We start from the raw sequence: 25,401 nt of genomic DNA on the forward strand, positions 1-25,401 counted from the left end.
TGAACGGGCCTCCTTTTTTCATGTCAGCGCTGTGCTGATCGTATGCAGCTTACTTGATGAAGTCGAACAAAATGGCGGTCATTGCCAGCAGACCCATTGCGACAACAAACACATTGCTGATCGCACCGCGATGCTCTTTCATCGCCGGGATCTTGCTGATGGCGTACATCGGCATCAGGTACAGGATGGCCGCGATAATCGGACCGCCCAGAGCTTCGATCATGCCCAGAATGCTAGGGTTGATCACGGCAACGGCCCAGATGGTCAGTACCATGAATACCTGGATGAAGCGGTTGATCTTCTTGGCGTCCGGAGTCTTGCCGCTGCTACGCATCTGCTTGACGATGATGCCGTTCATGCCTTCTGCCGCACCCAGATAGTGGCCGAAGAAGGAGGAGACGATGGCAACGAAAGCAACCAGCGGACCGAAGTAGGAAACAAAGCCACTGTTATGCACGTTGGCAAGGTAGGACAGGATAGGCAGGTTCTGTGCTTTGGCATCTGCCAGCTGGGCCGGGGTCAGCGACAGCACGCAAGAGAACACGAACAGCATCACGAAACCGACCAGCATGAAGGATGTGTTGCGCAGGATCTGGTCGGCCTTCTTGCGGGCATGTACGCCGTATTCGCGGCGCTGGGCGACGGCAAACTGGGAAATGGCTGGCGAGTGGTTAAAGGCAAATACCAGAACCGGGATAGTCAGCCACACGGTGCCCAGGGCATCGACAGCCGACGGCATCACCATCAGTGCATCCATTTTCCAGTCAGGAATCAGATACAGCGACATAAAGGCCAGAATGCCGACCAGCGGGTACACCAGGAACTGGGTCACCTTGAGCATCAGCTTTTCGCCGGCCAGCATCACCGACATCATGCCCATGATCAGCACGATGGACAGCAGCGCGCGCGGTGGCGACTCCATGCCCAGCTGGTTGACGATAAAGCTGTCCACGGTGTTGGTGATGCCGACGCCGTAGATCAAGACGATAGGGTAGATCGCGAAGAAATAGAGCAGCGTGATGGCTTTACCCGCACCTACGCCGAAGTGCTCTTCGACGACTTCGGTGATGTCGCTGCCTTCTTTGGCCGACGAGCAGACAAAGCGCGACAGACCGCGGTGGGCGAGGAAGGTCATCGGGCCGATCAACAGCGCCATCAGTACCAGCGGCCAGAAACCGCCCATACCTGCGTTGATAGGCAGAAACAGAATGCCGGCGCCGACAGCGGTGCCGAACAGGCTGAGCATCCAGGTAGTATCGCGGCTATTCCAGGCCGGGAAAGCAGGCAGAGTGGCTTTGACATGCGAGCTGGACGGTTTGTTGTCCGGTGTGGCGACGGCTTCGTGAGTCATGTTTATTATCCGTAATGCGTAAATGGTTGTTGCTATTGTCTGGCGATAAAGCCTGCGCTGGATGTCAGTGTTCACGTGGTACTGACATTAAACGCTGTTTGCCCGCCCGCTTATTTGGGTTTTTATGCCCGTAATCAGAATTGTTTCTATTTATTAAGATCATTTTATTATCATTTATTTATTAAGATCAATAAAAAATGAGCACTCGCAAACAGTGTGCGGGTGCTCATTTTATGTATTTTAATTTTTGTTTTGTTCGATTTGTGACTTTGTCGGTTCGTTTGCGGTTATTTGCATGGTTTACTGGTGTCTGCCTGGAAATTACAGGCGGGAGCAGGGTTATCTTGTTCGAAAATGAATACTTGTTAACGTCGGCAAATTTGTTCGCGGTGACGTCGAAAAATCCACTTTTCCCACAAAGGACGGGTGTTTTCGCTTAAGGCATCCTCGATTGAAGCCGTGATTGCATAGGCTTGCGGCCCTTGGCGCTGGCTGGCCAGTACCGTAGCCGGCAGAAACAGGGTCAGCGCCGAGTCTGCATGCGGGCTTAACTCAAGCAGGAGAGTCTCGCCGGGGCTTTGGTCTTGACTGCTATGCCAGGCCAGGCTGTTCAGGCCCAGACGGCAGGCGTGCAAGGGGGCGCTTTCCGGGTAGCGGGACAGTAGCGCGACTTCCAGTGCCAGATCGAGCTTGGCTTCCAGTCGCTGCAGCAGCGGGTCGGCGCCGTCCGGGGTGCCGGTTGGCGCGGCCAGCACCCGTAATGCCAGCCGCGTCTCGCGCGCAAGCTTGCTGCTGTAGTCCTGTGCCGGGCGCAGGCCCAGCGGCAGGTCGGCGTCGAAGGAGACTGTGTCGAGTTCGGGCAGCATACTGGTCTTTCTGCTCACAGAGCTTCAAACAGGCCGACGACCCCCTCCAGCCCGACATGGTTGATGGCGACGTCTGCCTGTGCCCGCACCACCGGTTTGGCGTCGAAGGCAATGCCCAGCCCGGCTTCGGCCAGCATCAACAGGTCGTTGGCCCCGTCGCCCATCGCGATCACCTGTTCCGGACGCAGGCCCAGTTCCTCGCGTTTGGCGATCAGCAATTGGCGTTTGGCGGCCGCATCCACAATCCCGCCCTTGATGCGCCCGGTCAGGCGGCCGTCGACAATTTCGAGTTCGTTGGCGTAAGCGTAGTCCAGCCCCAGCTCCGCCTTGAGGCGTTCGGTAAAAAAGGTAAAGCCGCCGGAGACCAGCATAAAGCGCACGCCGTGTGCCTTGCATGCAGCCAGCAGGGTTTCGGCGCCACGGGTGAGTTGCAGCCGTTCGCGATAGACGCGCTCCAGCGCGGCCTCTTCCAGTCCTTCAAGCAAGGCCACGCGCTGGGTCAGCGACTGGGCAAAGTCTAGCTCGCCCTGCATCGAGCGCTCGGTAATGGCGGCCACCTGCGGCTTGATGCCCAGCATGTCGGCGATTTCGTCTATGCACTCGATGGTGATCAGCGTCGAGTCCATGTCCGACACCAATAAGCCGAAATCGGAAAAGTGCAGTCCATCCTGCATGAGCGCGACATCGACCGCCAGTGTCTGTGCCGTAGCCATGAGCACTGCGCGTGCGGTGGGGGAGGCAGGAGACAGGCGGGCGCGGGAGGCGGACAGGCGCTGGATATGGCTGGCGCCGGCAAGGCCGGCTAGCTGTTGCAAGGCCTGATCGTTGAGTTGGGGGGCCTGGACTATAAGGTGATAGGACATGGTGCTCACACAAGTAAGTTTGTGTGCGGATTATGCCATGTGTAAATCGGGAGCAGGATAAGGGCGTGCCGGAAAACAGCAAGAAGCGGCATCGGGTGTTGCCGATGCCGCTTTATCCGGCTTAGGCGTTAAGCAGGCCCAGCAGTTTCATGGCGACAGCTTCAGAGGAAGCCGGATTTTGCCCCGTGATGAGCAGGCCGTCTTCTTGGGTAAAGACGCCCCAGTCCGCGCCCTTGGCGTAGAGGCCGCCTGCGTCGATCAGCGCATCTTCCAGCAGGAAGGGCACGATGTGGGTGAGACCGACCGCGGCTTCTTCGCCATTGGTAAAGCCGGTCACGTGACGTCCGGCGACCAAGGGTGTGCCATCGCTTTTCTTGGCATGTAGCAGGACGGCCGGCGCATGGCAGACGGCAGCAATCGGTTTGCCCTGACGGTCGAAAGATTGCAGCAGCAAGATGGAGGCTTCGTTATTGGTCAGGTCCCACAGCGGGCCGTGACCGCCGGGGTAGAGCACGGCATCGAAGTCTGCCGCTTCGATTTCCTTGAGGGTGAGGGTGTGCGCCAGTTTGTCCTGCAGCACAGTGTCGGCATTGAAGCGCACGGTGGCCGGGGTCTGGAACTCGGGCAGGGCACTTTTTGGATCGATCGGCGGCTGCAGCCCCAGGGGGGACGCCAGCGTCACCTCGACGCCCGCATCGTGCAGCAGGTAATAGGGTGCGGCAAACTCTTCAATCCAGAAGCCGGTACGGTGGCCGGTGTCCCCCAGCTTGTCGTGGCTGGTCAAAACAAACAGAACGCGTTTCATCGTGCTCTCCTTTAAAGGGGGTGGCAGTGCTCAGCTTGTGTGCGCAGTGTGACGCGTTGATGACGCGATCGCTTACAACGCAGGGTAATCGGTATAGCCTTCGGCGCCACCGCCGTAGAGCGTCGCCGGATTCAGTGCATTCAGTTCTGCCCCTGCTTGCAGGCGTGCCGGCAGGTCCGGGTTGGCGATAAAGCTGCGGCCAAAGGCGGCGGCATCGATATAGCCTTTCTCCAGCAAGGCTTCAGCCTTGTCTGCAGTGTAGCCGCCGGCACCGATGATGCAGCCCGGATAGTGGGCGCGCAGCGTCTGGCGGAACGCTTCGCTGTAGGCCGGACCACCGGCCCAGTCCGGCTCGGAGATATGCAGATAAGCCAGATTCCGTTTGGCCAGTTCGTCAGCCAGATACAGCGCCATGTCTTCCTGACCGACATCGGACAGGCCGTTGAACACGCCCAGCGGCGAAATACGGATGCCTACGCGATCGGCCGACCATTCAGCGACGACGGCATCGACGACTTCAAGCAAGAGGCGGGCGCGGTTTTCGATGCTGCCGCCGTAGGCATCGGTGCGGGTATTGGCTTCCGGTGACAGAAACTGGTTGAGCAGGTAGCCGTGGGCGCCATGGATCTCGACCAGGTCGAAGTCTGCGCGGCGCGCATTGTCGGTAGCGCGGCGGTAGTCTTCGATCAGGTCTTCGATTTCGGCGCTTTCCAGTGCGCGCGGCGTGGAGCAGGGCGCGCGCACCAGGTCTCCGTTTTCATCGCGGATATTGGTGTTGCTTTGGGCTGCAATCGCCGAAGGCGCCAGTGGTGCTTCACCATGCGGCTGCACGCTGGTGTGCGAAATGCGGCCGGTGTGCCACAGCTGGATGGCCATCAGGCCGCCGGCTTGGTGGACGGCCTGATTGATATCGCGCCAGGCGGAAACCTGCGCTTCGCTATAGATGCCGGGTGCGCCGGCATAGCCTTTGGCGGTAGGGGAAATATGGGTGCCTTCGTTGATGATCAGGCCGGCGCTGGCGCGCTGCACATAATAGTCGCGGGCCAGGTCGGTTGGCAGATCGCTCGGCTCGGTATTGCGCAGACGGGTCAGTGGTGCCATCAGTACGCGGTTTTTCAGGGTGACAGCACCCATGGTCAGCGGGGTGAACAGTTTGTCGAGTTGCATGTTTTCTTCCTTGATTAGACCGGTCGGCTAGTTGTTGTGTGTGCCAGTACATCAAAAGACGGCTGGCAGTTTGGTTTAAGGGGTGTGGATCTGTTAAGGCTCAGCTTGCAAGCGTTGTGCTGTTTCGACCAACAGGCGGCGTAGTGGCGTGCTGTCGCGTGCAACCTTGCTTAGCAAGGCCATGCCCAGCCAGTTGGCGTAGAGTGATTCGGCCAGTACTCCCGGCTGGGGGTGTGGTGCCAGCGATCCTTCCGCGATGCCGGCCTGGATGGCGCTAGCCAGACGGGCCATGACCTGATCCATGCCGCGCTTGAGCACTTCACGCATAGGCTCGGACAGATCGGAGACTTCGGCCGACAGCTTGACCGCCAGACAGGTATTGCTGTGATCGTGGCACTCGGCGCGCTCGACCCAGCGTGCAAAATAGGCCAGCAGGCGTTCGCGCTGGTTGCCGGGCGCGTTTTCACCCAGGCCAAGCTGCAAGGCGGTATCGTAATCGGCGAAGTAGCGGCTGAGCAGGGCAACACCGAAGTCTTCTTTCGACTTGAAATAGTGGTAGAACGAGCCCTTGGGGACGCCGGCCTCGCGCAGCAGTTCGGCCAAGCCCAGCGCGGTAAAGCCGCGGTGCTGGATCAGCATCTCGCCGGTATCAAGGATATGGGCCTGAGTGTCAGGGTAGAGCGGGTGTCTGGACATGGAACGCATCTTATTAGACCGGTCGTCTAATTGCAAGTGCCATAATCAGGCGTGACGTATATCGTATGGGCATTCTACAATAGCGGCCAATGACGAAACAGGCCGCGCCCTGCTGCTGAGGGGTAACGGCCTGAAGCCCAAACCATGGAGAAACCCGATGCGCCCTATCCGCCAGGATGATTTTATCCAGAGCATTGCCGACGCTTTCCAGTACATCTCGTATTACCACCCCAAGGACTTTATCGACGCGCTGTACGCAGCCTATCTGGCGGAAGAAAGCCCGGCTGCCAAGGATGCGATGGCACAGATTCTGGTCAATAGCCGCATGTGCGCCGAAGGCCATCGCCCTATCTGTCAGGATACCGGTATCGCCGTGGTCTTCCTCAAGGTCGGGATGAATGTGCGCTGGGATGCGACATTGTCGGTGCAGGAGATGGTGAACGAGGGTGTGCGCCGTGCCTACCTCAACCCTGACAACAAGCTGCGTGCTTCGGTGCTGCTAGACCCGGCTGGCAAACGAACTAACAGCAAGGACAATACCCCGGCGGTGGTGCACTACGAGATTGTCGAGGGCGATCACGTCGAGGTGATCTGCGCGGCCAAGGGTGGCGGCTCGGAGAACAAGTCCAAGTTTGTCGCACTCAACCCGTCGGACTCGCTGGTTGACTGGGTACTCAAGACCATTCCGACCATGGGCGCCGGCTGGTGTCCGCCGGGTATTCTGGGCATCGGCATCGGCGGCACGCCGGAAAAATCGATGTTGCTGGCCAAGGAAAGCCTGATGGGACCGGTGGATATCCATCTGGTCAAGGAAAAAGCCGCACGCGGCGAGACGCTGACCCGCGTCGAAGAGCTGCGTCTGGAGCTGCTGGAAAAAATCAATGCGCTGGGTATCGGCGCACAGGGTCTGGGCGGGCTGACTACGGTGCTGGACGTCAAGATCATGGATTACCCGACCCATGCAGCCTCGTTGCCAGTGGCGATGATCCCCAACTGCGCCGCCACGCGCCATGTGCATTTCCATCTGGACGGCACGGGCCCGGCACAACTGGAAGCCCCCAAGCTGGAAGACTGGCCGCAGATCGAGTACGGCACTGCCGGTGGCCGCCGAGTCAATCTGGACATCGTCACCCGCGAGGAGGTGGCGAGCTGGAAGCCGGGCGAGGTGCTGCTTCTGAACGGCAAGATGCTGACCGGCCGCGACGCCGCGCACAAGCGCATCGTCGATATGCTCAACAAGGGCGAGCAACTGCCGGTGGATCTGGCCGGGCGCTTTATTTACTACGTAGGCCCGGTCGATCCGGTCGGCGACGAAGTGGTCGGCCCGGCCGGCCCGACTACCGCTACGCGCATGGACAAGTTCACCGAACAGGTGCTGGCCGAGACCGGCCTGCTGGGCATGATAGGCAAGGCCGAGCGTGGTCCGGCAGCGATAGATGCGATCAAGAAGCACCAGTCGGTGTATCTGATGGCCGTTGGCGGTTCAGCTTATCTGGTATCCAAGGCGATCAAGGGCTCGCGTGTGGTCGGCTTTGCCGATCTGGGCATGGAGGCGATTTACGAGTTCGAGGTGAAAGACATGCCGGTGACGGTGGCGGTCGACAGCCAGGGCTCGTCGGTCCACCAGAGCGGCCCGGCCGAATGGCGGGTCAAGATCGGCAACAAGATTCCGGTCAAGACGGCCTGATCTTGGCGGAAAATACAAAAAAGCCGGAATTCGTTCCGGCTTTTTTTACGTGGTGTCGTACCCGGGGCTGACCCTTACTTCAACAGATTGCCTACCCGTGCGGTAATCAAATCGACTGCCGGGTCGTTGACGCCATGCGGCAGAATGACGTCGGCGAAGCGTTTGGTTGGCTCGACAAACTGGTTGTGCATTGGGCGAACCGTACCCAGATATTGTTCGATCACACTGGCCATGGTGCGGCCACGCTCGGCAATGTCGCGCTGCAGACGGCGGATAAAACGCACATCGCCATCGGTGTCGACAAAGATCTTCAGTGACATCAGATCGCGCAGTGCCGAGTCATACAGCGCGAAAATGCCTTCGATCACGATGACCGGTGCGCTGACCACGGTTTCGGTCTGCGGGGCGCGGGTGTGGTTGGCAAAGTCGTAAATCGGCATTTCGATCGGCACGCCGTTTTTCAGGGCATCAATGTGTTCGATCAGCAGCGGCCAGTCAAAGGCATGCGGATGATCGTAGTTGGTGTGCAGGCGCTGTTCCATCGTCAGATGGCTCTGGTCGCGGTAGTAGTTGTCCTGAATGATGACGGCTGCCTTGTCGCTGCCTATCGTTTCAACAACTTTGCGGGTGACGGTGGTCTTGCCGCTACCGCTGCCACCGGCCACGCCGATGATAAAGGGTGTACTCATAGTGCTGCTCCCGAATAAGCACGACAGTTTAGCAAACTCTAATAAAGAGCGCGCCATCACCTTGCGGAAAAATCAACTATCCTTGCCATCCTGTTCGGCTCTGGCTTCTGCTACCCATTGCTGCATGGCCGGTAGTGCCAGCATATGGTCGGCGTAAGCCTGAGCCAGTGGAGGCAGGCTTACGCCATAGCTGGCAAAGCGCAGTGCCACCGGTGCATACATGGCGTCGGCGATGGTAAAGCCGCCAAACAGGAAGGGGCCGCCGTCCTGATGGTCATGGCGCAGCGATTGCCAGATTTGGCTGATGCGCTGGATGTCGGCCTGTGTCGCCTCGTCAAAGCTAAGACCGCTATATTGCGCGACCACATTCAGCGGCAGGTTCTGGCGCAGCGCGCTAAAGCCCGAGTGCATTTCGGCGGTAATGGCGCGCGCAGTCGCGCGGTCGGTGGCTTCGCGCGGCCATAGGCCGGCAGCAGGAAAACATTCGGCCAGATATTCGCAAATAGCCAGCGAATCCCAGATGCACAACTGATGGTCGAGCAGGGCCGGCACCTTGCCGCTGGGACTGAACTTCAGGATACGTGCATGTGTATCCGGCTGGTACAGGCGTAGCGGAATTTCTTCGAACGGTTCTGCCAGCATTTTGAGCACCAGCCACGGACGCAGTGACCAGGAAGAAAAATTCTTGTCGGCGATAACCAGTCTGAACATGGTGGGGACTCCAGTGGACAAATAATGCATTCTAGATGAAAAAACACCCCGTGCAGGACGGGGTGTTAATCAAACTCGCTTGTGGCAGGCCTCACTCGGCCTCGTCTATCCAGGCTTGCTGAATCGCTTCCAGTACTTTTTCGCCGCCACGGCTGTGGTCGTCGTCAAAGCCGGGCAGGGCGATGACCCAGTTGTGCAAGTCGGTAAAGCGCAGGGTTTTCGGGTCGACATCGGGATGCGTGTCGTACAGTTCGGCGGCAATGTCGTGAATATCAGACCATTTCATGGCGCTCTCCAGTGTCGTGGGCTCAGTGGTGTTCGCGGGCGTGGTTGATGGTGTAACGCGGGATCTCGACCACCAGATCCTGTCCGTCGACCAGTGCCTGGCAGGACAGGCGCGACTGTGCTTCCAGTCCCCAGGCTTTGTCCAGCATATCTTCTTCCAGCTCGTCTGCTTCGTTCAGCGATTCGCCGCCTTCGCGCACGATGACATGGCAGGTGGTGCAGGCGCACGATTTTTCGCAGGCGTGCTCGATTTCGATATCGTGGGCCAATAGGGCATCGCAGATGCTGGTGCCGTTGGCAACATCGTCGAGTACGGCACCATCCGGGCACAGGTCGGCGTTGGGGAGCACGATAATACGGGGCATGACGGTCAGTCCTTAGAGTTCTGCAATATTGTGGCCTTTAAGCGCGCGACGGATATTGCGATCCATGCGGCGTGAGGCAAAGGTATCGGTGGCGTGGTTCAGCGCAGCGGTGGCTTCGTTGATGGCGCGGGTATGGCCAAGGGCAATCGCGCCCTCGACCGCATTCAGGCAAGTATCGACCTGTGCGCGTTCTGTGTTGTCCAGCAGATCGCCATCGCTCTCTAGTGCGGTGCGGGTGACATCCATCAGGCTTTGGGCATCGACGATGGCTTCGCGCAGTTTGCGCGCCTGGATATCATCCTGCACGTGATCCATTGATTCGGTCAGCATACGGCTGATGTCGTCATCCGACAGGCCGTAAGAGGGCTTGATGGTGATGCTGGCTTCAACGCCTGAGGTCAGTTCGCGGGCGAATACCGACAGCAGGCCATCGGCGTCGATCTGGAAGCTGATGCGGATGCGCGCCGCACCGGCCACCATGGGCGGAATGCCGGTCAGCACAAAGCGCCCCAGCGAGCGGCAATCTGCCACCAGTTCGCGCTCGCCCTGCAGCACATGAATGCTCATGGCTGTCTGGCCGTCCTTGAAGGTGGTGAACTCCTGCGCGCGCGCCACCGGCAAGGTGGTGTTGCGCGGGATGATCTTCTCGGTCAGCCCGCCCATGGTTTCGATGCCGAGCGACAGCGGGTTCACGTCCAGCAGCAGCCAGTCGTCGCCGGCTTTGTTGCCGGCGAGCACGTTGGCCTGAATGGCCGCACCAAGCGCGACTACCTTGTCCGGGTCGAGGTTGGTTAGCGGCGGCTGGCCGAAGAACTGGCCGACGGCTTGCTGGATGGCCGGCATGCGTGTGGCGCCGCCGACCATGACTACGCCGGCAATATCGGCCGCCGCGATGCGTGCGTCACGCAGCGCCTTGCGCATGGGCAGCAGTGTCTTGTCGATCAGGGTACGGGTGATGTTATGGAAGGTGTCCTGTGCCAGCACAAGATCCAGCGCCTGGCCATCGGACAGGATGGCGGTAATGCGGGCATCGTTGTGTTCGCTCAGATGTTCCTTGGCTTCGCGTGCGCGGGTCAGCAGCAAGCGGGTATCCTGGGGATTCAAGCCGGACAGGCCGGCTTCGGCCAGTATCCAGCAATAGATGCGGTGGTCGAAGTCGTCCCCGCCCAAGGCAGCGTCGCCGCTAGTGGACAGGACTTCGAATACGCCACGGGTCAGCTTGAGGATGGATACATCCAACGTGCCGCCGCCCAGATCATAGACGGCGTAAGTGCCTTCGGAGGCATTGTCCAGACCATAGGCGATAGCCGCAGCAGTGGGTTCGTTCAGCAGGCGCAAGACATGAAGTCCCGCCAGACGCGCAGCATCCTTGGTGGCCTGACGCTGCGCATCATCGAAATAAGCCGGCACGGTGATGACGGCTCCGGTCAGCTCGCCCCCCAGGCTGGCTTCTGCGCGCAGACGCAGGGTCTTGAGGATTTCGGCCGATACTTCGACCGGGCTTTTGGCGCCGCTATGGGTCTGGATCTGCAACATGCCCGGCGTATCGATAAAGCGGTAGGGCAGGGACGCCGCTTCGGCGATATCGGACAGGCTGCGCCCCATAAAGCGTTTGGTCGAGACAATGGTGTTATGCGGGTCGCGGCTTTGTTCGGCTTGTGCATCGATGCCGACCACGCTCTGGCCATCGCTCAGGTAGCGCACGACCGAGGGCAGCAGGCTGCGGCCGTGGGCATCGGGCAGGACGGTTGCCGTGCCGCTGCGCACGGTGGCGACCAGTGAGTTGGTGGTGCCAAGGTCGATGCCGACGGCGAGGCGATGCTGATGAGGTGCTGCTGACAGGCCGGGTTCGGCTATTTGCAATAGGGCCATGGCGTCTTCGGGTCTTTGTCGTGCGAGCGTAAACCCGCGTTTCTAGTACAGCAGCGCTTCGATGGCGTCGCCGGTGTCCTGCTCGATTTTTTCCAGGAAGCGCAATTTTCGCACTAAAACCGCTGCGCCTTCCAGATCGTGTTCGTGGTCTATGCCTTGTGTCAGTGCCGTTTCCAGTTCGCGCATATCGCTCTGGATCTCGCGCGACAGCTTTTCCAGTGCCTCGATATCGCTATCGGCCTTGGCGTCGGCCAGTGCCTCATGCCACTCCATCTGCAACATCAGAAAGTCGGCCGGCATGCTGGTGTTGGTTTCTTCCTGCGTGTCCACGCCGGCGAGTGACAACAGATAGCGTGCGCGCGAAATGGGTTTTTTCAGCGTCTGATAAGCTTCATTGACACGGGTCGCCACCATCAGTGCGCGGCGGCGTTCCGCGTCCGGTGCGCTGGCAAAGCGGTCCGGATGCACTTCTGCGGCGATGGCACGCCAGTTGCGCTCAAGCAAGGCCAGATCCAGCGCGAAGCGCTGCGGCAGAGCAAACAGCGCAAAGTAGTCCTGGGTAAAGTCGGAATTCATGGCAGTCCTGCAGGGGCGCAGGCCCCCTTTATGCGTGTCTCCGGCCGTAGCCGGAGACACTGTCAGACATTAAAGCTTTCGCCGCAGCCGCACTCGTTCTTGACGTTGGGGTTGTTGAACTTGAAGCCTTCGTTCAGCCCTTCCTTGGCAAAATCAAGCTCGGTGCCGTCCAGATAGGCCAGGCTTTTGGCGTCGGTAAACACGGTTACGCCATCGCTATCGAAGGTAATGTCGTCTTCACCTGGCACATCGACAAATTCGAGTTTGTAAGCCATGCCCGAGCAGCCGGAGGTCTTGACACCCAGACGGATGCCCAGACCCTTGCCGCGTTTGGCAATGAAGTTGCGGATATGATCGGCAGCAGCGTGAGTCAGGGTAATCGCCATGATGTCTCCTTATTGACCGTGTTTTTGCTTGTAGTCGCTGACGGCAGCCTTGATGGCGTCTTCGGCGAGTATCGAGCAGTGGATCTTGACCGGTGGCAGGGCCAGTTCTTCGGCGATTTCGGTATTCTTGATGGCCATTGCCTGATCCAGCGTTTTGCCCTTGACCCATTCGGTCACGAGGGAGGACGAGGCAATGGCCGAGCCGCAGCCATAGGTCTTGAATTTGGCGTCTTCGATCACGCCATCGGCGCCAACCTTGATCTGCAGCTTCATCACGTCGCCGCAGGCCGGAGCGCCGACCATGCCGGTGCCTACCGTGTCGTCGCCTTTTTCAAAGGCGCCGACATTGCGCGGGTTTTCATAGTGGTCGAGGACTTTTTCGCTATAAGCCATGGTGTTTCTCCTTGTTGCCGGTTCGGGCCGACGCTTGCCGGCCCGGGTCCGTCGATGTCAGTGTGCAGCCCACTGGACGGTATTCAGATCTACCCCGTCCTTGAACATTTCCCACAGCGGGGACAATTCGCGCAGTTTGCCGATTTTCTCTTTGAGCAGCTTGATTGCGTAGTCGATTTCTTCTTCGGTGGTAAAGCGGCCGATGGTGAAGCGGATGGAGCTGTGCGCCATCTCGTCATTGCGTCCCAGCGCGCGCAGCACATAGGATGGCTCGAGCGAAGCCGAGGTGCAGGCCGAACCGGAGGATACGGCCAGATCCTTGATCGCCATGATCAGGCTTTCGCCTTCGACAAAATTGAAGCTGACATTGAGGTTGTGCGGTACGCGCTGCTCGACGTCACCGTTGATATACACCTCTTCCATATCCTGAATGCCGTGCCACAGGCGGTCGCGCAGCATGCGGATGCGCTCGTTTTCGGCATGCATGTCCATGCGGGCAATGCGGAAAGCCTCGCCCATGCCGGCGATCTGGTGTGTGGCCAGCGTACCGGAGCGGAAACCGCGCTCATGACCGCCGCCGTGCATTTGCGCTTCCAGACGGACGCGCGGCTTGCGCCGGATATACAGTGCGCCTATGCCTTTCGGGCCGTAGGTTTTGTGGGCCGAGAAGCTCATCAGATCGACCTTGAGCTTGTCCAGATCGATATCGACCTTGCCGGTGGCTTGCGCTGCATCGACATGGAACAGGACGCCTTTTTCTCGGCACAACTCGCCAATGGCGGGGATGTCCTGAATCACGCCGATTTCGTTGTTGACGAACATGACCGACACCAAAATGGTGTCCGGACGGATCGCGGCCTTGAGTGCTTCCAGATCGATCAGACCGTTTTCCTGCACATTGAGGTAAGTGACCTCGAAGCCCTGACGCTCCAGTTCGCGCATGGTGTCGAGGATGGCCTTGTGTTCGGTCTTGACCGTAATCAGGTGTTTGCCCTTGGTCTTGTAAAACTGGGCCGCGCCCTTGAGGGCCAGGTTGTTGGACTCGGTTGCGCCCGAGGTCCAGACAATTTCCTTGGCGTCACAACCCACCAGCTTGGCCACTTCGACGCGCGCGTTCTCTACCGCGGCTTCGGCATCCCAGCCAAAAGGATGGCTGCGCGAAGCGGGGTTGCCGAATTTTTCGGTCAGGTAGGGAATCATCACTTCGGCCACACGCGGGTCAATAGGCGTGGTGGCGGAGTAGTCGAGGTAAATGGGAAGCTTGAGCTGGCTCATGTTTGAATTCTCCGAATGGGTGCCGGCGCTTAAAGGGCGCTGGGTGTGGCCTCGGCATGCGCCCTGTGCTTTGGCGACTCGCGTTGGTCCTGCATTACATTGACTTCCTTGGCGCGCTGCTTGTCGACCAGGCTGTTCAGGCTGATTTTGGACAGATAGTCGTACAAGGTGGCGTTCAGTTCGGTCCATAAGTCGTGCGTCATGCAGCGCTGGCTGCCACGACAATTTTCCTTGCCGCCACACTGGGTGGCATCGACCGGTTCATCTACTGCCGCGATGATTTGGGAGACCGAAATCGTCTCAGCCTCACGCGCCAGTGTGTAGCCTCCGCCCGGTCCGCGCGTGCTTTCAACTAGCTCAGAGCGTCTGAGCTTGCCGAACAATTGTTCCAGATACGACAGGGAAATGCCTTGGCGCTCGCTGATGCCGGCCAGCGTGACCGGCCCGCCGGCTTCGCGCATGGCGAGGTCGAGCATGGCGGTGACGGCGAAGCGTCCTTTGGTAGTCAGGCGCATGGTGTGGTGTTCTCCCTGTCTTTGCTGCTTTTATATGGTTTCGCAATCCGTAGCGGATTATGTCTATACCTGAGTGTTTTGGTCAAGTATTGACTGCGAAATTTTTTATGCGTGCTGTATAAGGCAGGAGAGGCCGGAAAGCCGATAATTTTACTAGGAATTATGCTGTTCCGGGAGGGTTTTATTGCGGTTTATTGCAAGGCGTGGTGTATTATCGGCCAGATAATACTTGTGTATAACATTGATAAAGGCGGGCGTTGTTGTGCCGGCCATGGAGCTTCTTGCATGAACAAGGTTGTGATCAGCGGGACCGGTCTGTTTACTCCGCCCAATGCCGTCAGTAATGAGCAGCTAGTGGCCGCATTCAATAGCTATGTACAGGCCTTTAATGTAGAAAATCAGGCTGCAATTGCCGAAGGTCGCGTGGCGGCACTGGCTGAGTCTAGCGCCGAGTTCATTATCAAGGCGTCCGGCATTCACCAGCGCTACCTGATGGATGCAAACGGGGTGCTTGATCCCCGGCGTATGACGCCCCATTTGCCCGAGCGCAGCAACGACGAGGTGTCCGTCCAGGCCGAGATGGCGGTGGCTGCCGCGCGCGAGGCGCTGGCAAATGCAGGCAAAACGGCCGCCGATATCGATATGGTGATTGTTGCCTGTTCCAATATGCAGCGTGCTTATCCGGCTATGGCTATCGAGGTGCAGCAGGCTTTGGGGATAGCTGGCTACGGCTACGACATGAATGTGGCCTGCTCGTCGGCGACTTTCGGCATTCAGGCGGCAGTCAATGCCATCGCGGCCGGTTCTGCGCGCGCCGTATTGATGGTGAACCCGGAAATCTGTTCGGCCCACCTGAATTTCCGCGACCGTGACAGCCATTTTATCTTTGGTGACGCCGCCACGGCCGTGGTGCTGGAGCGTGCGGATCTGGCCACTTCGGCCCAGCGCTTCGAGATTGTGGGCTGCAAGCTGGCGACCCAGTTTTCCAACAATATCCGCAATAATGCGGGTTTCCTCAATCGCTGCGACGAGGCCGGCATGGGTGCGCCGGACAAGTTGTTTGTGCAGCAGGGACGCAAGGTGTTCAAGGAAGTGTGCCCTATGGTGGGCGAGCATATCGTGTCCCATCTGGCCAGCCTTGCTATCGCGCCGGAATCGGTACGCCGTTTCTGGCTGCACCAGGCCAATCTGGCCATGAACCAGCTGATTTCACGCCGCGTGCTGGGACGCGAGGCGACGCTGGACGAAGCGCCTGTAATTCTGGACCGCTATGCCAACACCAGTTCGGCCGGTTCAGTGATTGCTTTTCATCTTTACAGTGCCGATATGGACGCAGGCGAGATTGGCGTGCTGTCTTCCTTTGGTGCCGGCTACTCGGTCGGTAGTGTGGTGCTGCGTAAAATCTGATGCAGCAAAAAGTATACAAAATACATTTAACGTGAAGTATTTTGTTGCAAATGGCATCATTGTTGCCTAGTGTTCTTCTTTATGTGCCTGGCGTGTGCGCCGGGCACTTTCCACACACGGGAATCATGAGGAGAAACCATGAAGACAATGACACGTGCTTTGCTCGCCGCCGGCCTGATCGCCGGTGCCCAGTTGGCCCACGCTGCTGGTGGCACGCTGATCTACTGCTCCGAAGCCAGTCCTGAAGGCTTCGACAATGCCCAATATACCGGCGGCAACAGCTTCGATGCTTCCGGTCATCCGCTTTACAACCGTCTGGTCGAATTCGAACAGGGCTCGACCAAGCTGCAGCCGGGCCTGGCCGAAAGCTGGACCGTCTCGCCTGACGGCAAGGTTTACACCTTCAAGCTCAGAAAAGGCGTCAAGTTCCACACCACCGAGAACTTCAAGCCAACGCGCGACTTTAACGCCGACGATGTGGTGCTGAGTTTCGACCGCATGGTCAACAAGAACAACGCCTTCCGCAAGGCCTATCCGGTCGAGTTCCCGTACGCTTCCGACACTGGCCTGGACGCCAATATTGTCTCGGTTGAAAAGGTTGACCCGACAACGGTGCGCTTCACGCTGAAAGAACCGGATGCCGACCTGCTGGCCAAGATCGCCATGCCGTTCGCGTCGGTACTGTCGGCCGAGTATGTGGGGCAGCTGATGGCGGCGGGCAAGGCTGGCGACATCAACCAGAAGCCGGTTGGTACCGGTCCTTTCGTGCTTAAGCGTTACCAGAAAGACGCTCAGATCCGCTACGCTGCCAATAAGGACTACTGGAAGAAGGGTGCGGTCAAAGTCGACAATCTGGTGTATGCCATCACGACCGACCCGTCGGTGCGCTACCAGAAGATGAAGGCCGGCGAGTGCCAGATCATGTCTTACCCCAAGCCGACCGATCTTGCCGGCATGAAGGCTGATCCCAAGCTCAAAATGATGACTTCGCAGGGCTTCAATATCGGCTATCTGTCGTACAACGTCGAAAAGCCGCAGCTGAAGAATCCGGCAGTGCGCAAAGCGCTGGATATGGCGATCAACCGCAAGGCGATTATCGATGCGGTATACCAAGGCCAGGGCATCGAAGCATCCAATCCGATTCCGCCTACCCTGTGGTCGTATAACAAGTCGCTGAAAAATCCTGCGTTTGACCCGGTCAAGGCCAAGGCTGCACTGGCCAAGGCCGGCTACCCCAACGGCTTCGAGATCACCTTGTGGGCGATGCCGGTACAGCGCCCGTACAACCCGAATGCCAAGCTGATGGCCGAGATGATCCAGGCTGACTGGGCCAAGATCGGCGTCAAAGCCAAGATCCAGAGCTACGAGTGGGGCGAGTACCTCAAGCGCATGAAGAACGGCGAGCACGACACCGGCCTGATCGGCTGGACCGGTGACTATGCCTCGCCGGACAACTTCCTCGGCGTGTTGTTGACTTGCGAAGCGGTAGGCGGCTCCAACTACGCACGCTATTGCAGCAAGGAGTTCGACCAGCTGGTACTGGCGGCACGCAAGTCGACCAATCTGGCCGAGCGCACCAAGCTGTATGCCAAGGCTCAGGAAGTGTTCAAGCGCGATATGCCATGGTCGACCATTGCCCATTCGACCGTCAACCAGCCGATGCGCAAGGAAGTGAACGGCTTCAAGATCAGCCCGTTCGGTGACTACACCTTCCAGAACGTCAGCGTGAAGTAAGTCTGGCTTCAGGGTGTGAGCGCCCTTGAGTTGCCCAGCCCCCGCATGATTTGCCGGGGGCTGTTTTTTTATGGATCAACAATCATTCGCAATGAATATGCTGATAATAATCAAGTGCTTATTTTTCATGGCATTAAATTGCTTGGTTTTGATTTTATTTGGCATATTTTTGGTATTATCCCTGTTAGCCACTTGTCAATTTCATTGTTATTAAATAATGTATTTTGAATGCAGCGTGAGTGCCCAGACTGCAGCCATCCCATCCAAAAGAGAAGTGGAATTGATAATGAAAAAAACCAGGAAATTACTGATCGCAGCCGGCTTGCTGGCCAGCGCAGCAGCCAGTCAGGCCGCCGGAACGCTGATCTATTGCTCGGAAAGCAGCCCGAGCGGTTTTGACCCTGCGCAGTATTTGTCGGGCGCCGATTTCGATGCCTCGGCCGAAACCGTTTTCAACCGTCTGGTCGAGTTCGAGCGTGGCAGCACCAAGGTGATTCCGGGTCTGGCCGAGTCGTGGACTATTTCCCCGGATAACAAGGTCTATACCTTCAAGCTGCGCCGTGGTGTGAAGTTCCACAGCAACGAGTCCTTCACGCCGGCGCGCGACTTTAACGCCGACGACGTGCTGTTTACTTTCCAGCGCATGCTCGACAAGAACCATCCGTTCCGCAAGGCTTATCCGACCGAATTCCCTTATTTCACCGATATGGGGCTGGACGGCAATATCAGCAAAGTCGAGAAGCTCGACCCGCAGACCGTGCGCTTCACGCTGAAGAATGTTGATGCGGCTTTCATCCAGAATCTGGCGATGAGCTTTGCCTCTATCCAGTCTGCCGAATACGCCGGCCAGTTGCTCAAGTCAGGCAAACCGTCCGATCTTAATCAGAAGCCTATCGGTACCGGCCCGTTTGTGTTCAAGCGCTACCAGAAGGATGCGCAGATCCGTTACGCCGGCAACAAGCAATACTGGAAGCCTGCCGACGTCAAACTGGACAATCTGGTATTCGCCATCGTGACCGACCCGTCGGTGCGGGCACAGAAGCTCAAAAAAGGCGAGTGTCAGGTGACGGTTTATCCGCGTCCGGCCGATTTGCCATCGATCAAGGCCGACCCGAAAATCAACGTCATTTCCAAGCCGGGCTTTAACCTCGGTTATGTGGCTTACAACGTGAAAAAGCCGCAACTGGCCAAGCTGGAAGTGCGTCAGGCGCTGGATATGGCCATCAACAAGGATGCCATCCTGAGCGCGGTTTATCAGGGTGCCGGGCAAAAGGCCGACAACGCATTGCCACCGACGCAGTGGTCTTACAACAAGGCAATCAAGTCCAGTGCTTACGATCCGGCCAAGGCCAAGGCTTTGCTCGCCAAGGCAGGCTACCCGAGTGGCTTCGAGATGACCTTGTGGGCGATGCCGGTACAGCGCCCGTATAACCCTAATGCCAAGCTGATGGCGGAGATGATGCAGGCGGATTACGCCAAAATCGGCGTCAAGGCCAAGATCGTCACTTATGAGTGGGGCGAGTATATGAAGCGCGCCATGAAGGGCGAGCATGACGCAATCCTGATCGGCTGGACCGGAGACAATGGGGATCCGGATAACTGGATGAACAACCTGTATGGTTGCGACTCGGTGTCCGGCAGCAATTACTCCAAGTGGTGCTACAAGCCGTTTGATGATCTGGTGCAAAAGGCCAAGGTCACCACCAATGTCGCCGAGCGCAGCAAGCTGTACGCCAAGGCACAGGAAATTCTCAAGTCGCAAGTACCGATCACGCCGATTGCACACTCGACGATCAATCAGCCGGTACGCAAGAATGTAGAAAGCTTCAAGGTTAGCCCGTTTGGCCTGAATGCCTTCTATGGCGTGGGTGTGAAGTAATCATCGCGTTTAAATCCCTGCCGGCAGTTTGCGGCAGGGCGCAGCCTGATGGATGGCGCCTGTTAAGAGCAACACCTTCAGGCTGCGGTTTTATGGCCAGTTAATCTGGCCATTTTAAAGTGCCTGGGCTTAGGTCCTGGCGTCGGGGGCTGACAACGATGCCGGTATGCCGGACATCGGGAGTGGAAAAACGATGTTTACCTTCATTTTGCGCCGTCTGGGTCTGTTGATTCCGACCTTTTTCGGCATTACCTTGCTGACTTTCGGCCTGATCCGCATGATTCCCGGCGATCCGGTTGAGGTCATGATGGGCGAGCGTTCACTCGACCCGCAGATGCACGCCGAGGCGCTGCACCGTCTGGGGCTGGACAAACCCTTGTATGCCCAGTATTTCGACTATCTGGGCAATCTGTTCCAGGGCAATCTGGGTGAGTCGCTGGTCACGCGCGAAAGCGTCTGGACCGAGTTCACTACCCTGTTCCCGGCCACACTGGAGCTGGCGTTGTGCGCCATGTTGTTTGCCTGTGTGCTGGGCCTGCTGGCCGGCGTGCTGGCGGCAATCAAGCGCGGTTCGCTGTTCGATCATGGCGTGATGGGGCTGGCGCTGACCGGCTTTTCCATGCCGATTTTCTGGTGGGGCCTGGTGCTGATCATGTTCTTCTCGGTGACGCTTGGCTGGACGCCGGTGTCGGGCCGTCTGGACCTGATGTTCGACATTCCGCCGGATACCGGCTTTATGTTGATCGATGCCTGGCGCGCCGAGGCGGCGGACCCAGAGTACAACGCCGGCGCCTTTAAAGATGCGCTGATGCACCTGATTCTGCCGTCCATCGTACTGGGCACCATTCCGCTGGCGGTGATTGCGCGCATGACCCGTTCGTCGATGCTGGAAGTGATGCAGGAAGACTATGTCCGCACCGCGCGCGCCAAGGGCTTGTCGCCGGCACGGGTGATTTTTGTGCATACCCTCAGAAACGCGCTGATTCCGGTACTGACCGTCATGGGCCTGCAAGTCGGCGTACTGATGGGCGGAGCCGTGCTGACCGAGACCATTTTCTCCTGGCCGGGCATCGGCAAATGGCTGATCGATGCCATCGGCCGCCGTGATTACCCCATCGTCCAGAACGGCATCCTGATCGTTGCCACGCTGGTGATTCTGACCAACTTTGTCGTCGACATCCTGTACGGCATCGCCAACCCGCGCATCCGTCATGCCAAGTAAGGAAGCTGCCATGAGTCAAAACAACAGCACCATCCTGCCGGCCGCCGACGAGCCGGTGCAGCACTACCCCAGTCCCTTGCGCGAGTTCTGGCAGGGTTTTGCCTTCAACAAGGGCGCCGTTGCCGGCCTTGCTTTTATGGTGGTGGTTTTTCTGGCTGCCATTTTTGCGCCATGGGTCGCGCCTTATAGCCCGATCGAGCAATTCCGCGACCATCTGCTGACGCCGCCTGCCTGGAGCGAGGGCGGCAGCATGGCTTACCTGTTCGGTACCGACGAGCTGGGGCGCGACATCCTGTCGCGGCTGGTGCACGGCGCGCGCATGTCGCTGTTTATCGGTGTGGTCTCTGTGCTGGCGTCGCTGGTTCCCGGTGTGATTCTGGGTCTGGTGGCCGCTTTTTCACCCAAGGTGCTGGGGCCGGCCATTATGCGTCTGATGGATGTGATGATGGCGCTGCCTGCCTTGCTGCTGGCGGTGGCCATTGTTGCCATTCTGGGGCCGGGCCTGATCAACACCATTATCGCCATCGCGGTGGTGGCATTGCCGGGCTATGTGCGCCTGACCCGCGCTTCGGCCTTGACCGAGCTTAACCGCGACTATGTGACCGCCAGCCGTGTGGCCGGAGCCGGCAAGCTGCGCCTGATGTTTGTCACGGTATTGCCCAACTGCATGGCGCCTTTGATTGTGCATGCGACCATGAGCTTTTCTTCGGCCATTCTCGAAGCCGCGGCACTGGGTTTCCTCGGCCTTGGCGTGCAGCCGCCGACACCTGAGTGGGGCACCATGCTTGCCTCGGCGCGCGACTATATCGAGCGCGCATGGTGGGTGGTGACGATGCCGGGCCTGACCATTCTGTTCTCGGTGCTGGCGATCAACCTGATGGGTGACGGGCTGCGTGATGCGCTTGACCCTAAACTCAAACGTGCAGCCTAAGGAGAGCGTGATGAGTCTGTTGGAAATCAAGAACCTCTCTGTGCAGTTTGGCAGCAAGGACAAGCCGTTTAATGCGGTTGAAGGACTGGACCTGTCAGTTGCTGCCGGTGAAATTGTCGGTATTGTCGGCGAGTCCGGCTCGGGCAAGTCGGTGACCATGATGGCGATGATGGGCCTGCTGGAAGGGCAGGGCCGCATCGTGGCCGACACGCTGCGCTTTGACGGCAAGGACTTGCTCACCATCAGCGCGCGTGAGCGCCGCAAGATTGTCGGCAAGGATATTGCCATGATCTTTCAGGACCCGATGACGTCGCTTAACCCCAGCTACACCGTCGGCTACCAGATCATGGAAGTGCTGAAAGTGCATCAGGGCCTGCGCGGCGCGGCGCTTAAGGCTCGCGCGCTGGAACTGATGGAAATGGTGGAAATTCCGGCGGCGGCCTCGCGGCTGGATGCCTACCCGCACCAGCTCTCCGGCGGGATGAGCCAGCGTGTGGTCATCGCGATGGCGATCGCGTGCAAGCCCAAGCTATTGATTGCCGACGAGCCGACCACGGCGCTGGATGTGACCATTCAGGCGCAGATCATGGAGTTGCTGGTGTCTTTGCAGCAAAGCCAGAATATGGCGCTGATCATGATTACCCATGATTTGGCGGTGATTGCCGAGGTTGCGCACCGCGTGGCGGTGATGTACGCCGGGCAAGTGGCCGAGCTTGGGCAGGTGCCCGGCATCTTCCGTACGCCGGTTCACCCCTATACCGAGGCTTTGCTTGCCTCCATCCCCGAACACAGCCAGGGTGCTGCGCGTCTGAATACCTTGCCCGGCATTGTGCCGGGCCAGTATGACCGCCCAAGCGGTTGCCTGTTGTCGCCGCGCTGCCCGTATGTTGCCGAGCGCTGCCGCAGCGAGCGCCCGGGTCTGACTGCGATCGAAAACAGCGTAGTGCGCTGTCACTTCCCCCTGCTAGCCAAGGAGGCTGCCTTATGAGCACGGTACTGAGTGCGCGCGAGTTGACCCGCCATTACACGGTGTCGCAAGGCTTTCTCAAGCCGCAGGCGGTGGTCAAGGCGCTAAATGGTATTTCGTTTGACCTGTCCGCCGGCAAGACGCTGGCGGTGGTAGGCGAGTCCGGTTGCGGCAAGTCGACGCTAGCGCGTGCCTTGACCCTGATCGAGGAGCCGACTGCCGGTGCGCTGGTGCTGGATGGCGTGGATGTCGCTTCGGGTAGCAAGAGCGATATCAAGGCTATGCGCAGCAAGGTGCAGATGGTGTTCCAGAATCCGTATGCCTCGCTCAATCCGCGGCAGAAAATTGGCGCCCAGTTGTCCGAGCCCTTGCTGATCAATACCAATATGACGGCTGCCGAGCGCGAGGCGCGGGTGAAGGAGATGATGAGCATCGTCGGCCTGCGTCCCGAGCATTACTACCGCTATCCGCATATGTTCTCCGGTGGCCAGCGTCAGCGTATCGCCATCGCGCGTGCGATGATGCTCAAGCCCAAGATCGTGGTGGCGGACGAGCCGACTTCGGCGCTGGATGTCTCCATTCAGGCGCAGGTGCTGAACCTGTTTATGGATTTGCAGCAGGAGCTGGGCACGGCCTATGTCTTCGTGTCGCACAACCTGTCGGTGGTGGAGCATGTGGCCGACGATGTGATGGTGATGTATCTGGGGCGGGCAGTGGAGGTGGGGAGCAAGCAGGCGCTGTACGCGACCCCCTTACATCCTTATACCAAGGCCTTGTTGTCGGCGACGCCATCCATCCACCCGGAGGACCGCAAGATCAAGATCAAGATCCATGGCGAGTTGCCCAGCCCGCTGAATCCGCCGTCGGGCTGTGCCTTTCATAAGCGCTGCCCGTTTGCCGAAACGCGTTGTTCGGCAGAAGAGCCGCTGCTGCGTGAAGTCGGCGGGCATCAGGTGGCGTGCCACCGTGCCGAGGAGATTAATTAAACCGCAGTGTGGTTTATTGTCGACGCAAGCCCCGCCTAAAGCGGGGTTTTTTTGCGTTGCAGCAGAAATCCTTGTCCCTCCGGCCGCTGCACGCTACAGTTAGCCATCTATTTATGCCCTCTATAAAAGGATTGAGCCGTTGAAACGAGCCGTCTACGCAGGAAGCTTCGACCCGGTGACCAATGGGCACTTATGGATGATACGCGAGGCTGTGGAGCTGTTTGACGAAGTTGTGGTGGCGATCGGGGTCAACCCGGAAAAGCATTGCACCTTCAGCGTGGAAGAGCGTGCCGAAATGTTGCGGGAAGTGACGCAGGGTCTGGGCAAGATGCGGGTGGAGGTATTCGAGAACCAGTTTCTGGTCAATTACGCCCAAAGCGTAGGGGCCAACTATATTGTGCGCGGCATCCGCACCGCCAGTGACTATGAGTATGAGCGCACCATGCGCTATATCAATTCCGACCTGCATCCTGATATCACCACTGTTTTTCTATTGCCGCCGCGCGAGTATGCCGAGGTGTCATCGACCATGGTCAAAGGCCTGGTGGGACCCAATGGCTGGGAGAAGGTGATACGTCAATATGTGGCGGAGTCGGTATATCGCAAACTGGTGGCCTTATACGGGACAGAAGGCTGATTTTGCCTTGTACCATCGTAATGACGGGCCTGCTGTTTAGACAGTAGGCCCTATTTTTTTTGCCTTGTCCGGCAGTCTTGCCAGCGCTGCCATTGGCCGGCTGGCGGGAGTTTGGCAGCAAGCTGCGCTATACTGGCGCGTTTTGTATACACCAAGGGAGACGAAAATGGTCGACATCACGCCTTTTGCCAACCGTCTTGCCAAGAATTTCAAGCATCTTGCCAAGTGGGCCAAACGCCAGCCAACCGAGGCCTGGCGCGTCTACGACAAGGATATTCCGCAGTTTCCCTTTGCCGTCGATATCTACGGCACGCGCGTGCATCTGCAGGAGTACGACACCGGCTGGCAGATGGAAGATACCGAATATCACGCATGGATTGCTGCGGTACTGGACACCATCGCCAGTGTGACCGGCTGTGCGCGCGACGGCATTTCGCTTAAGACCCGCCGCCGTCAGAAGGGGCTGGACCAATACGAAAAAGTCGGCCAGTTCGGTAATAACTTTGTGGTGACCGAGCAGGGTGAAAAATTCTGGGTCAATCTGGATGATTACCTCGATACCGGCCTGTTTCTCGATCATCGCAACACGCGGCGCCGGGTGCGTGATGAAGCCGCCGGCAAGCGCTTTTTGAACCTGTTCGCCTATACCGGTAGTTTCACCGTCTATGCGGCAGCGGGCGGTGCGGTGGCATCGGAAACGGTGGATCTGTCCAATACTTATCAGGACTGGTCGCGTCGCAACTTCATTCTTAACGGTCTGGATCTGGAGCAGCATCAACTGGTGCGCGACGATGTGTTTCAGTATCTGGAGGATGCGGCTTATCACGGCAAGGCTTTCGATCTGATCGTGATGGATCCGCCCAGCTTTTCCAACTCGAAAAAAATGATGGAAGTGCTGGATGTGCAGCGTGACCAGGCGCGCCTGGTGGATGGTGCCATGCGTTTGCTGAAGCCGGACGGGGTGCTGTACTTCTCCAATAATCTGCGCAGCTTTACGCTGGATGCGGCATTGGCCGCACGCTACCGGATACGTGATATCAGCGCGTCTTCGGTGCCGGAAGATTTCCGCAACAAAAAAATACACCAATGCTGGCAAGTCCGGCATCAGGAGGCCTGAACGACTCACACGCGCATGG

27 protein-coding genes are annotated in these 25,401 nt (G+C 58.5%); 11 read left to right on the top strand and 16 right to left on the bottom strand.

The features are described 5' to 3' along the window. Positions 1 to 49 precede the first annotated feature (49 nt). The 6 genes from GQF02_RS01185 to GQF02_RS01210 all read right to left on the bottom strand — a co-directional run bounded on the left by GQF02_RS01185 (position 50) and on the right by GQF02_RS01210 (position 5,748). A complete protein-coding gene (locus GQF02_RS01185) occupies positions 50 to 1,351 on the bottom strand; it encodes a serine/threonine transporter (RefSeq protein ID WP_124734095.1) in 1,302 nt (433 codons plus the stop codon). Positions 1,352 to 1,716: 365 nt separating this feature from the next. Continuing rightward, the gene (locus GQF02_RS01190) at positions 1,717 to 2,217 is read right to left on the bottom strand and encodes a PilZ domain-containing protein (protein WP_160794292.1); all 501 of its coding nucleotides are present in this window, start codon (positions 2,215 to 2,217) and stop codon (positions 1,717 to 1,719) included. Between the two features lie 14 nt (positions 2,218 to 2,231). Further along, positions 2,232 to 3,080 (bottom strand): phosphoserine phosphatase SerB, encoded by an 849-nt coding sequence (serB, locus tag GQF02_RS01195; protein ID WP_220789265.1) that lies wholly within the window; start codon positions 3,078 to 3,080, stop codon positions 2,232 to 2,234. Between the two features lie 121 nt (positions 3,081 to 3,201). After that, positions 3,202 to 3,885, bottom strand: a complete 684-nt coding sequence (locus tag GQF02_RS01200; RefSeq protein WP_160794296.1) for a type 1 glutamine amidotransferase domain-containing protein — start codon at positions 3,883 to 3,885, stop codon at positions 3,202 to 3,204. Positions 3,886 to 3,957: 72 nt separating this feature from the next. After that, positions 3,958 to 5,052, bottom strand: a complete 1,095-nt coding sequence (gene nemA / locus GQF02_RS01205) for an N-ethylmaleimide reductase (protein WP_160794298.1) — start codon at positions 5,050 to 5,052, stop codon at positions 3,958 to 3,960. Positions 5,053 to 5,145: 93 nt separating this feature from the next. Beyond that, complete coding sequence (locus tag GQF02_RS01210; RefSeq protein WP_160794300.1) at positions 5,146 to 5,748, bottom strand: TetR/AcrR family transcriptional regulator; 603 nt, start codon at positions 5,746 to 5,748, stop codon at positions 5,146 to 5,148. Positions 5,749 to 5,905: 157 nt separating this feature from the next. Between GQF02_RS01210 and GQF02_RS01215 the strand changes: the two genes are divergently transcribed. Further along, the gene (locus GQF02_RS01215; RefSeq protein WP_160794302.1) at positions 5,906 to 7,435 is read left to right on the top strand and encodes a fumarate hydratase; all 1,530 of its coding nucleotides are present in this window, start codon (positions 5,906 to 5,908) and stop codon (positions 7,433 to 7,435) included. Between the two features lie 74 nt (positions 7,436 to 7,509). Here the strand turns inward: GQF02_RS01215 and udk are convergent, their stop codons facing one another. The 10 genes from udk to iscR form a co-directional block, all read right to left on the bottom strand. After that, positions 7,510 to 8,124, bottom strand: a complete 615-nt coding sequence (gene udk, locus GQF02_RS01220) for a uridine kinase (protein ID WP_124734102.1) — start codon at positions 8,122 to 8,124, stop codon at positions 7,510 to 7,512. A gap of 72 nt (positions 8,125 to 8,196) precedes the next feature. Beyond that, a complete protein-coding gene (locus GQF02_RS01225; protein WP_160794304.1) occupies positions 8,197 to 8,835 on the bottom strand; it encodes a glutathione S-transferase family protein in 639 nt (212 codons plus the stop codon). 91 nt (positions 8,836 to 8,926) lie between these two features. Beyond that, complete coding sequence (iscX, locus tag GQF02_RS01230; protein ID WP_160794306.1) at positions 8,927 to 9,121, bottom strand: Fe-S cluster assembly protein IscX; 195 nt, start codon at positions 9,119 to 9,121, stop codon at positions 8,927 to 8,929. Positions 9,122 to 9,143: 22 nt separating this feature from the next. Beyond that, a complete protein-coding gene (gene fdx, locus GQF02_RS01235) occupies positions 9,144 to 9,485 on the bottom strand; it encodes an ISC system 2Fe-2S type ferredoxin (RefSeq protein ID WP_124734105.1) in 342 nt (113 codons plus the stop codon). Positions 9,486 to 9,497: 12 nt separating this feature from the next. Beyond that, complete coding sequence (gene hscA / locus GQF02_RS01240) at positions 9,498 to 11,357, bottom strand: Fe-S protein assembly chaperone HscA (RefSeq protein WP_160794308.1); 1,860 nt, start codon at positions 11,355 to 11,357, stop codon at positions 9,498 to 9,500. A gap of 42 nt (positions 11,358 to 11,399) precedes the next feature. Continuing rightward, positions 11,400 to 11,933 (bottom strand): Fe-S protein assembly co-chaperone HscB, encoded by a 534-nt coding sequence (gene hscB / locus GQF02_RS01245; RefSeq protein ID WP_160794310.1) that lies wholly within the window; start codon positions 11,931 to 11,933, stop codon positions 11,400 to 11,402. A 62-nt stretch (positions 11,934 to 11,995) separates the two neighbouring features. Continuing rightward, a complete protein-coding gene (gene iscA / locus GQF02_RS01250) occupies positions 11,996 to 12,319 on the bottom strand; it encodes an iron-sulfur cluster assembly protein IscA (RefSeq protein ID WP_124734108.1) in 324 nt (107 codons plus the stop codon). Positions 12,320 to 12,328: 9 nt separating this feature from the next. Next, a complete protein-coding gene (iscU, locus tag GQF02_RS01255) occupies positions 12,329 to 12,712 on the bottom strand; it encodes a Fe-S cluster assembly scaffold IscU (RefSeq protein ID WP_124734109.1) in 384 nt (127 codons plus the stop codon). 57 nt (positions 12,713 to 12,769) lie between these two features. Beyond that, positions 12,770 to 13,987: an IscS subfamily cysteine desulfurase gene (locus tag GQF02_RS01260; protein WP_160794312.1), complete on the bottom strand. Its 1,218-nt coding sequence runs from the start codon at positions 13,985 to 13,987 to the stop codon at positions 12,770 to 12,772. A 29-nt stretch (positions 13,988 to 14,016) separates the two neighbouring features. Continuing rightward, on the bottom strand, positions 14,017 to 14,502 hold the full coding sequence (gene iscR / locus GQF02_RS01265) for a Fe-S cluster assembly transcriptional regulator IscR (RefSeq protein ID WP_124734111.1): 486 nt from the start codon (positions 14,500 to 14,502) through the stop codon (positions 14,017 to 14,019). A 285-nt stretch (positions 14,503 to 14,787) separates the two neighbouring features. Between iscR and GQF02_RS01270 the strand changes: the two genes are divergently transcribed. The 10 genes from GQF02_RS01270 to GQF02_RS01315 all read left to right on the top strand — a co-directional run bounded on the left by GQF02_RS01270 (position 14,788) and on the right by GQF02_RS01315 (position 25,382). Then, a complete protein-coding gene (locus GQF02_RS01270) occupies positions 14,788 to 15,909 on the top strand; it encodes a beta-ketoacyl-ACP synthase III (protein WP_160794315.1) in 1,122 nt (373 codons plus the stop codon). A 138-nt stretch (positions 15,910 to 16,047) separates the two neighbouring features. After that, complete coding sequence (locus GQF02_RS01275; protein WP_160794317.1) at positions 16,048 to 17,643, top strand: ABC transporter substrate-binding protein; 1,596 nt, start codon at positions 16,048 to 16,050, stop codon at positions 17,641 to 17,643. A gap of 15 nt (positions 17,644 to 17,658) precedes the next feature. Next, positions 17,659 to 17,871 (top strand): hypothetical protein, encoded by a 213-nt coding sequence (locus tag GQF02_RS01280; RefSeq protein WP_160794319.1) that lies wholly within the window; start codon positions 17,659 to 17,661, stop codon positions 17,869 to 17,871. A 58-nt stretch (positions 17,872 to 17,929) separates the two neighbouring features. Further along, positions 17,930 to 19,522 carry an ABC transporter substrate-binding protein gene (locus GQF02_RS01285; RefSeq protein WP_160794321.1) on the top strand — a complete coding sequence of 531 codons (1,593 nt, stop codon included), beginning with the start codon at positions 17,930 to 17,932 and terminating at the stop codon, positions 19,520 to 19,522. 193 nt (positions 19,523 to 19,715) lie between these two features. Continuing rightward, positions 19,716 to 20,744: an ABC transporter permease subunit gene (locus tag GQF02_RS01290; protein WP_124734115.1), complete on the top strand. Its 1,029-nt coding sequence runs from the start codon at positions 19,716 to 19,718 to the stop codon at positions 20,742 to 20,744. 10 nt (positions 20,745 to 20,754) lie between these two features. Then, positions 20,755 to 21,675 (top strand): ABC transporter permease subunit, encoded by a 921-nt coding sequence (locus GQF02_RS01295; RefSeq protein ID WP_160794323.1) that lies wholly within the window; start codon positions 20,755 to 20,757, stop codon positions 21,673 to 21,675. Between the two features lie 10 nt (positions 21,676 to 21,685). Beyond that, positions 21,686 to 22,663 (top strand): ABC transporter ATP-binding protein, encoded by a 978-nt coding sequence (locus GQF02_RS01300; RefSeq protein WP_124734117.1) that lies wholly within the window; start codon positions 21,686 to 21,688, stop codon positions 22,661 to 22,663. Next, a complete protein-coding gene (locus GQF02_RS01305; RefSeq protein ID WP_124734118.1) occupies positions 22,660 to 23,628 on the top strand; it encodes a peptide ABC transporter ATP-binding protein in 969 nt (322 codons plus the stop codon). The genes GQF02_RS01300 and GQF02_RS01305 overlap by 4 nt, the downstream gene beginning before the upstream one ends. 139 nt (positions 23,629 to 23,767) lie before the next feature. Further along, positions 23,768 to 24,265, top strand: a complete 498-nt coding sequence (coaD, locus tag GQF02_RS01310) for a pantetheine-phosphate adenylyltransferase (RefSeq protein WP_220789266.1) — start codon at positions 23,768 to 23,770, stop codon at positions 24,263 to 24,265. Between the two features lie 166 nt (positions 24,266 to 24,431). Beyond that, positions 24,432 to 25,382: a class I SAM-dependent methyltransferase gene (locus tag GQF02_RS01315; RefSeq protein ID WP_160794325.1), complete on the top strand. Its 951-nt coding sequence runs from the start codon at positions 24,432 to 24,434 to the stop codon at positions 25,380 to 25,382. The last annotated feature ends 19 nt before the right edge of the window (positions 25,383 to 25,401 follow it).

It is taken from the genome of Craterilacuibacter sinensis, assembly GCF_009831765.1.
Lineage (GTDB): Bacteria > Pseudomonadota > Gammaproteobacteria > Burkholderiales > Chromobacteriaceae > Craterilacuibacter > Craterilacuibacter sinensis.

What these genes read in the sequence shown, in the direction of transcription:
- GQF02_RS01185 (WP_124734095.1), bottom strand. Translation starts at nt 1,351, where the DNA reads ATGACTCACGAAGCCGTCGCCACACCGGACAACAAACCGTCCAGCTCG.
- GQF02_RS01190 (WP_160794292.1), bottom strand. Translation starts at nt 2,217, where the DNA reads ATGCTGCCCGAACTCGACACAGTCTCCTTCGACGCCGACCTGCCGCTG.
- serB (WP_220789265.1), bottom strand. Translation starts at nt 3,080, where the DNA reads ATGTCCTATCACCTTATAGTCCAGGCCCCCCAACTCAACGATCAGGCC.
- GQF02_RS01200 (WP_160794296.1), bottom strand. Translation starts at nt 3,885, where the DNA reads ATGAAACGCGTTCTGTTTGTTTTGACCAGCCACGACAAGCTGGGGGAC.
- nemA (WP_160794298.1), bottom strand. Translation starts at nt 5,052, where the DNA reads ATGCAACTCGACAAACTGTTCACCCCGCTGACCATGGGTGCTGTCACC.
- GQF02_RS01210 (WP_160794300.1), bottom strand. Translation starts at nt 5,748, where the DNA reads ATGTCCAGACACCCGCTCTACCCTGACACTCAGGCCCATATCCTTGAT.
- GQF02_RS01215 (WP_160794302.1), top strand. Translation starts at nt 5,906, where the DNA reads ATGCGCCCTATCCGCCAGGATGATTTTATCCAGAGCATTGCCGACGCT.
- udk (WP_124734102.1), bottom strand. Translation starts at nt 8,124, where the DNA reads ATGAGTACACCCTTTATCATCGGCGTGGCCGGTGGCAGCGGTAGCGGC.
- GQF02_RS01225 (WP_160794304.1), bottom strand. Translation starts at nt 8,835, where the DNA reads ATGTTCAGACTGGTTATCGCCGACAAGAATTTTTCTTCCTGGTCACTG.
- iscX (WP_160794306.1), bottom strand. Translation starts at nt 9,121, where the DNA reads ATGAAATGGTCTGATATTCACGACATTGCCGCCGAACTGTACGACACG.
- fdx (WP_124734105.1), bottom strand. Translation starts at nt 9,485, where the DNA reads ATGCCCCGTATTATCGTGCTCCCCAACGCCGACCTGTGCCCGGATGGT.
- hscA (WP_160794308.1), bottom strand. Translation starts at nt 11,357, where the DNA reads ATGGCCCTATTGCAAATAGCCGAACCCGGCCTGTCAGCAGCACCTCAT.
- hscB (WP_160794310.1), bottom strand. Translation starts at nt 11,933, where the DNA reads ATGAATTCCGACTTTACCCAGGACTACTTTGCGCTGTTTGCTCTGCCG.
- iscA (WP_124734108.1), bottom strand. Translation starts at nt 12,319, where the DNA reads ATGGCGATTACCCTGACTCACGCTGCTGCCGATCATATCCGCAACTTC.
- iscU (WP_124734109.1), bottom strand. Translation starts at nt 12,712, where the DNA reads ATGGCTTATAGCGAAAAAGTCCTCGACCACTATGAAAACCCGCGCAAT.
- GQF02_RS01260 (WP_160794312.1), bottom strand. Translation starts at nt 13,987, where the DNA reads ATGAGCCAGCTCAAGCTTCCCATTTACCTCGACTACTCCGCCACCACG.
- iscR (WP_124734111.1), bottom strand. Translation starts at nt 14,502, where the DNA reads ATGCGCCTGACTACCAAAGGACGCTTCGCCGTCACCGCCATGCTCGAC.
- GQF02_RS01270 (WP_160794315.1), top strand. Translation starts at nt 14,788, where the DNA reads ATGAACAAGGTTGTGATCAGCGGGACCGGTCTGTTTACTCCGCCCAAT.
- GQF02_RS01275 (WP_160794317.1), top strand. Translation starts at nt 16,048, where the DNA reads ATGAAGACAATGACACGTGCTTTGCTCGCCGCCGGCCTGATCGCCGGT.
- GQF02_RS01285 (WP_160794321.1), top strand. Translation starts at nt 17,930, where the DNA reads ATGAAAAAAACCAGGAAATTACTGATCGCAGCCGGCTTGCTGGCCAGC.
- GQF02_RS01290 (WP_124734115.1), top strand. Translation starts at nt 19,716, where the DNA reads ATGTTTACCTTCATTTTGCGCCGTCTGGGTCTGTTGATTCCGACCTTT.
- GQF02_RS01295 (WP_160794323.1), top strand. Translation starts at nt 20,755, where the DNA reads ATGAGTCAAAACAACAGCACCATCCTGCCGGCCGCCGACGAGCCGGTG.
- GQF02_RS01300 (WP_124734117.1), top strand. Translation starts at nt 21,686, where the DNA reads ATGAGTCTGTTGGAAATCAAGAACCTCTCTGTGCAGTTTGGCAGCAAG.
- GQF02_RS01305 (WP_124734118.1), top strand. Translation starts at nt 22,660, where the DNA reads ATGAGCACGGTACTGAGTGCGCGCGAGTTGACCCGCCATTACACGGTG.
- GQF02_RS01315 (WP_160794325.1), top strand. Translation starts at nt 24,432, where the DNA reads ATGGTCGACATCACGCCTTTTGCCAACCGTCTTGCCAAGAATTTCAAG.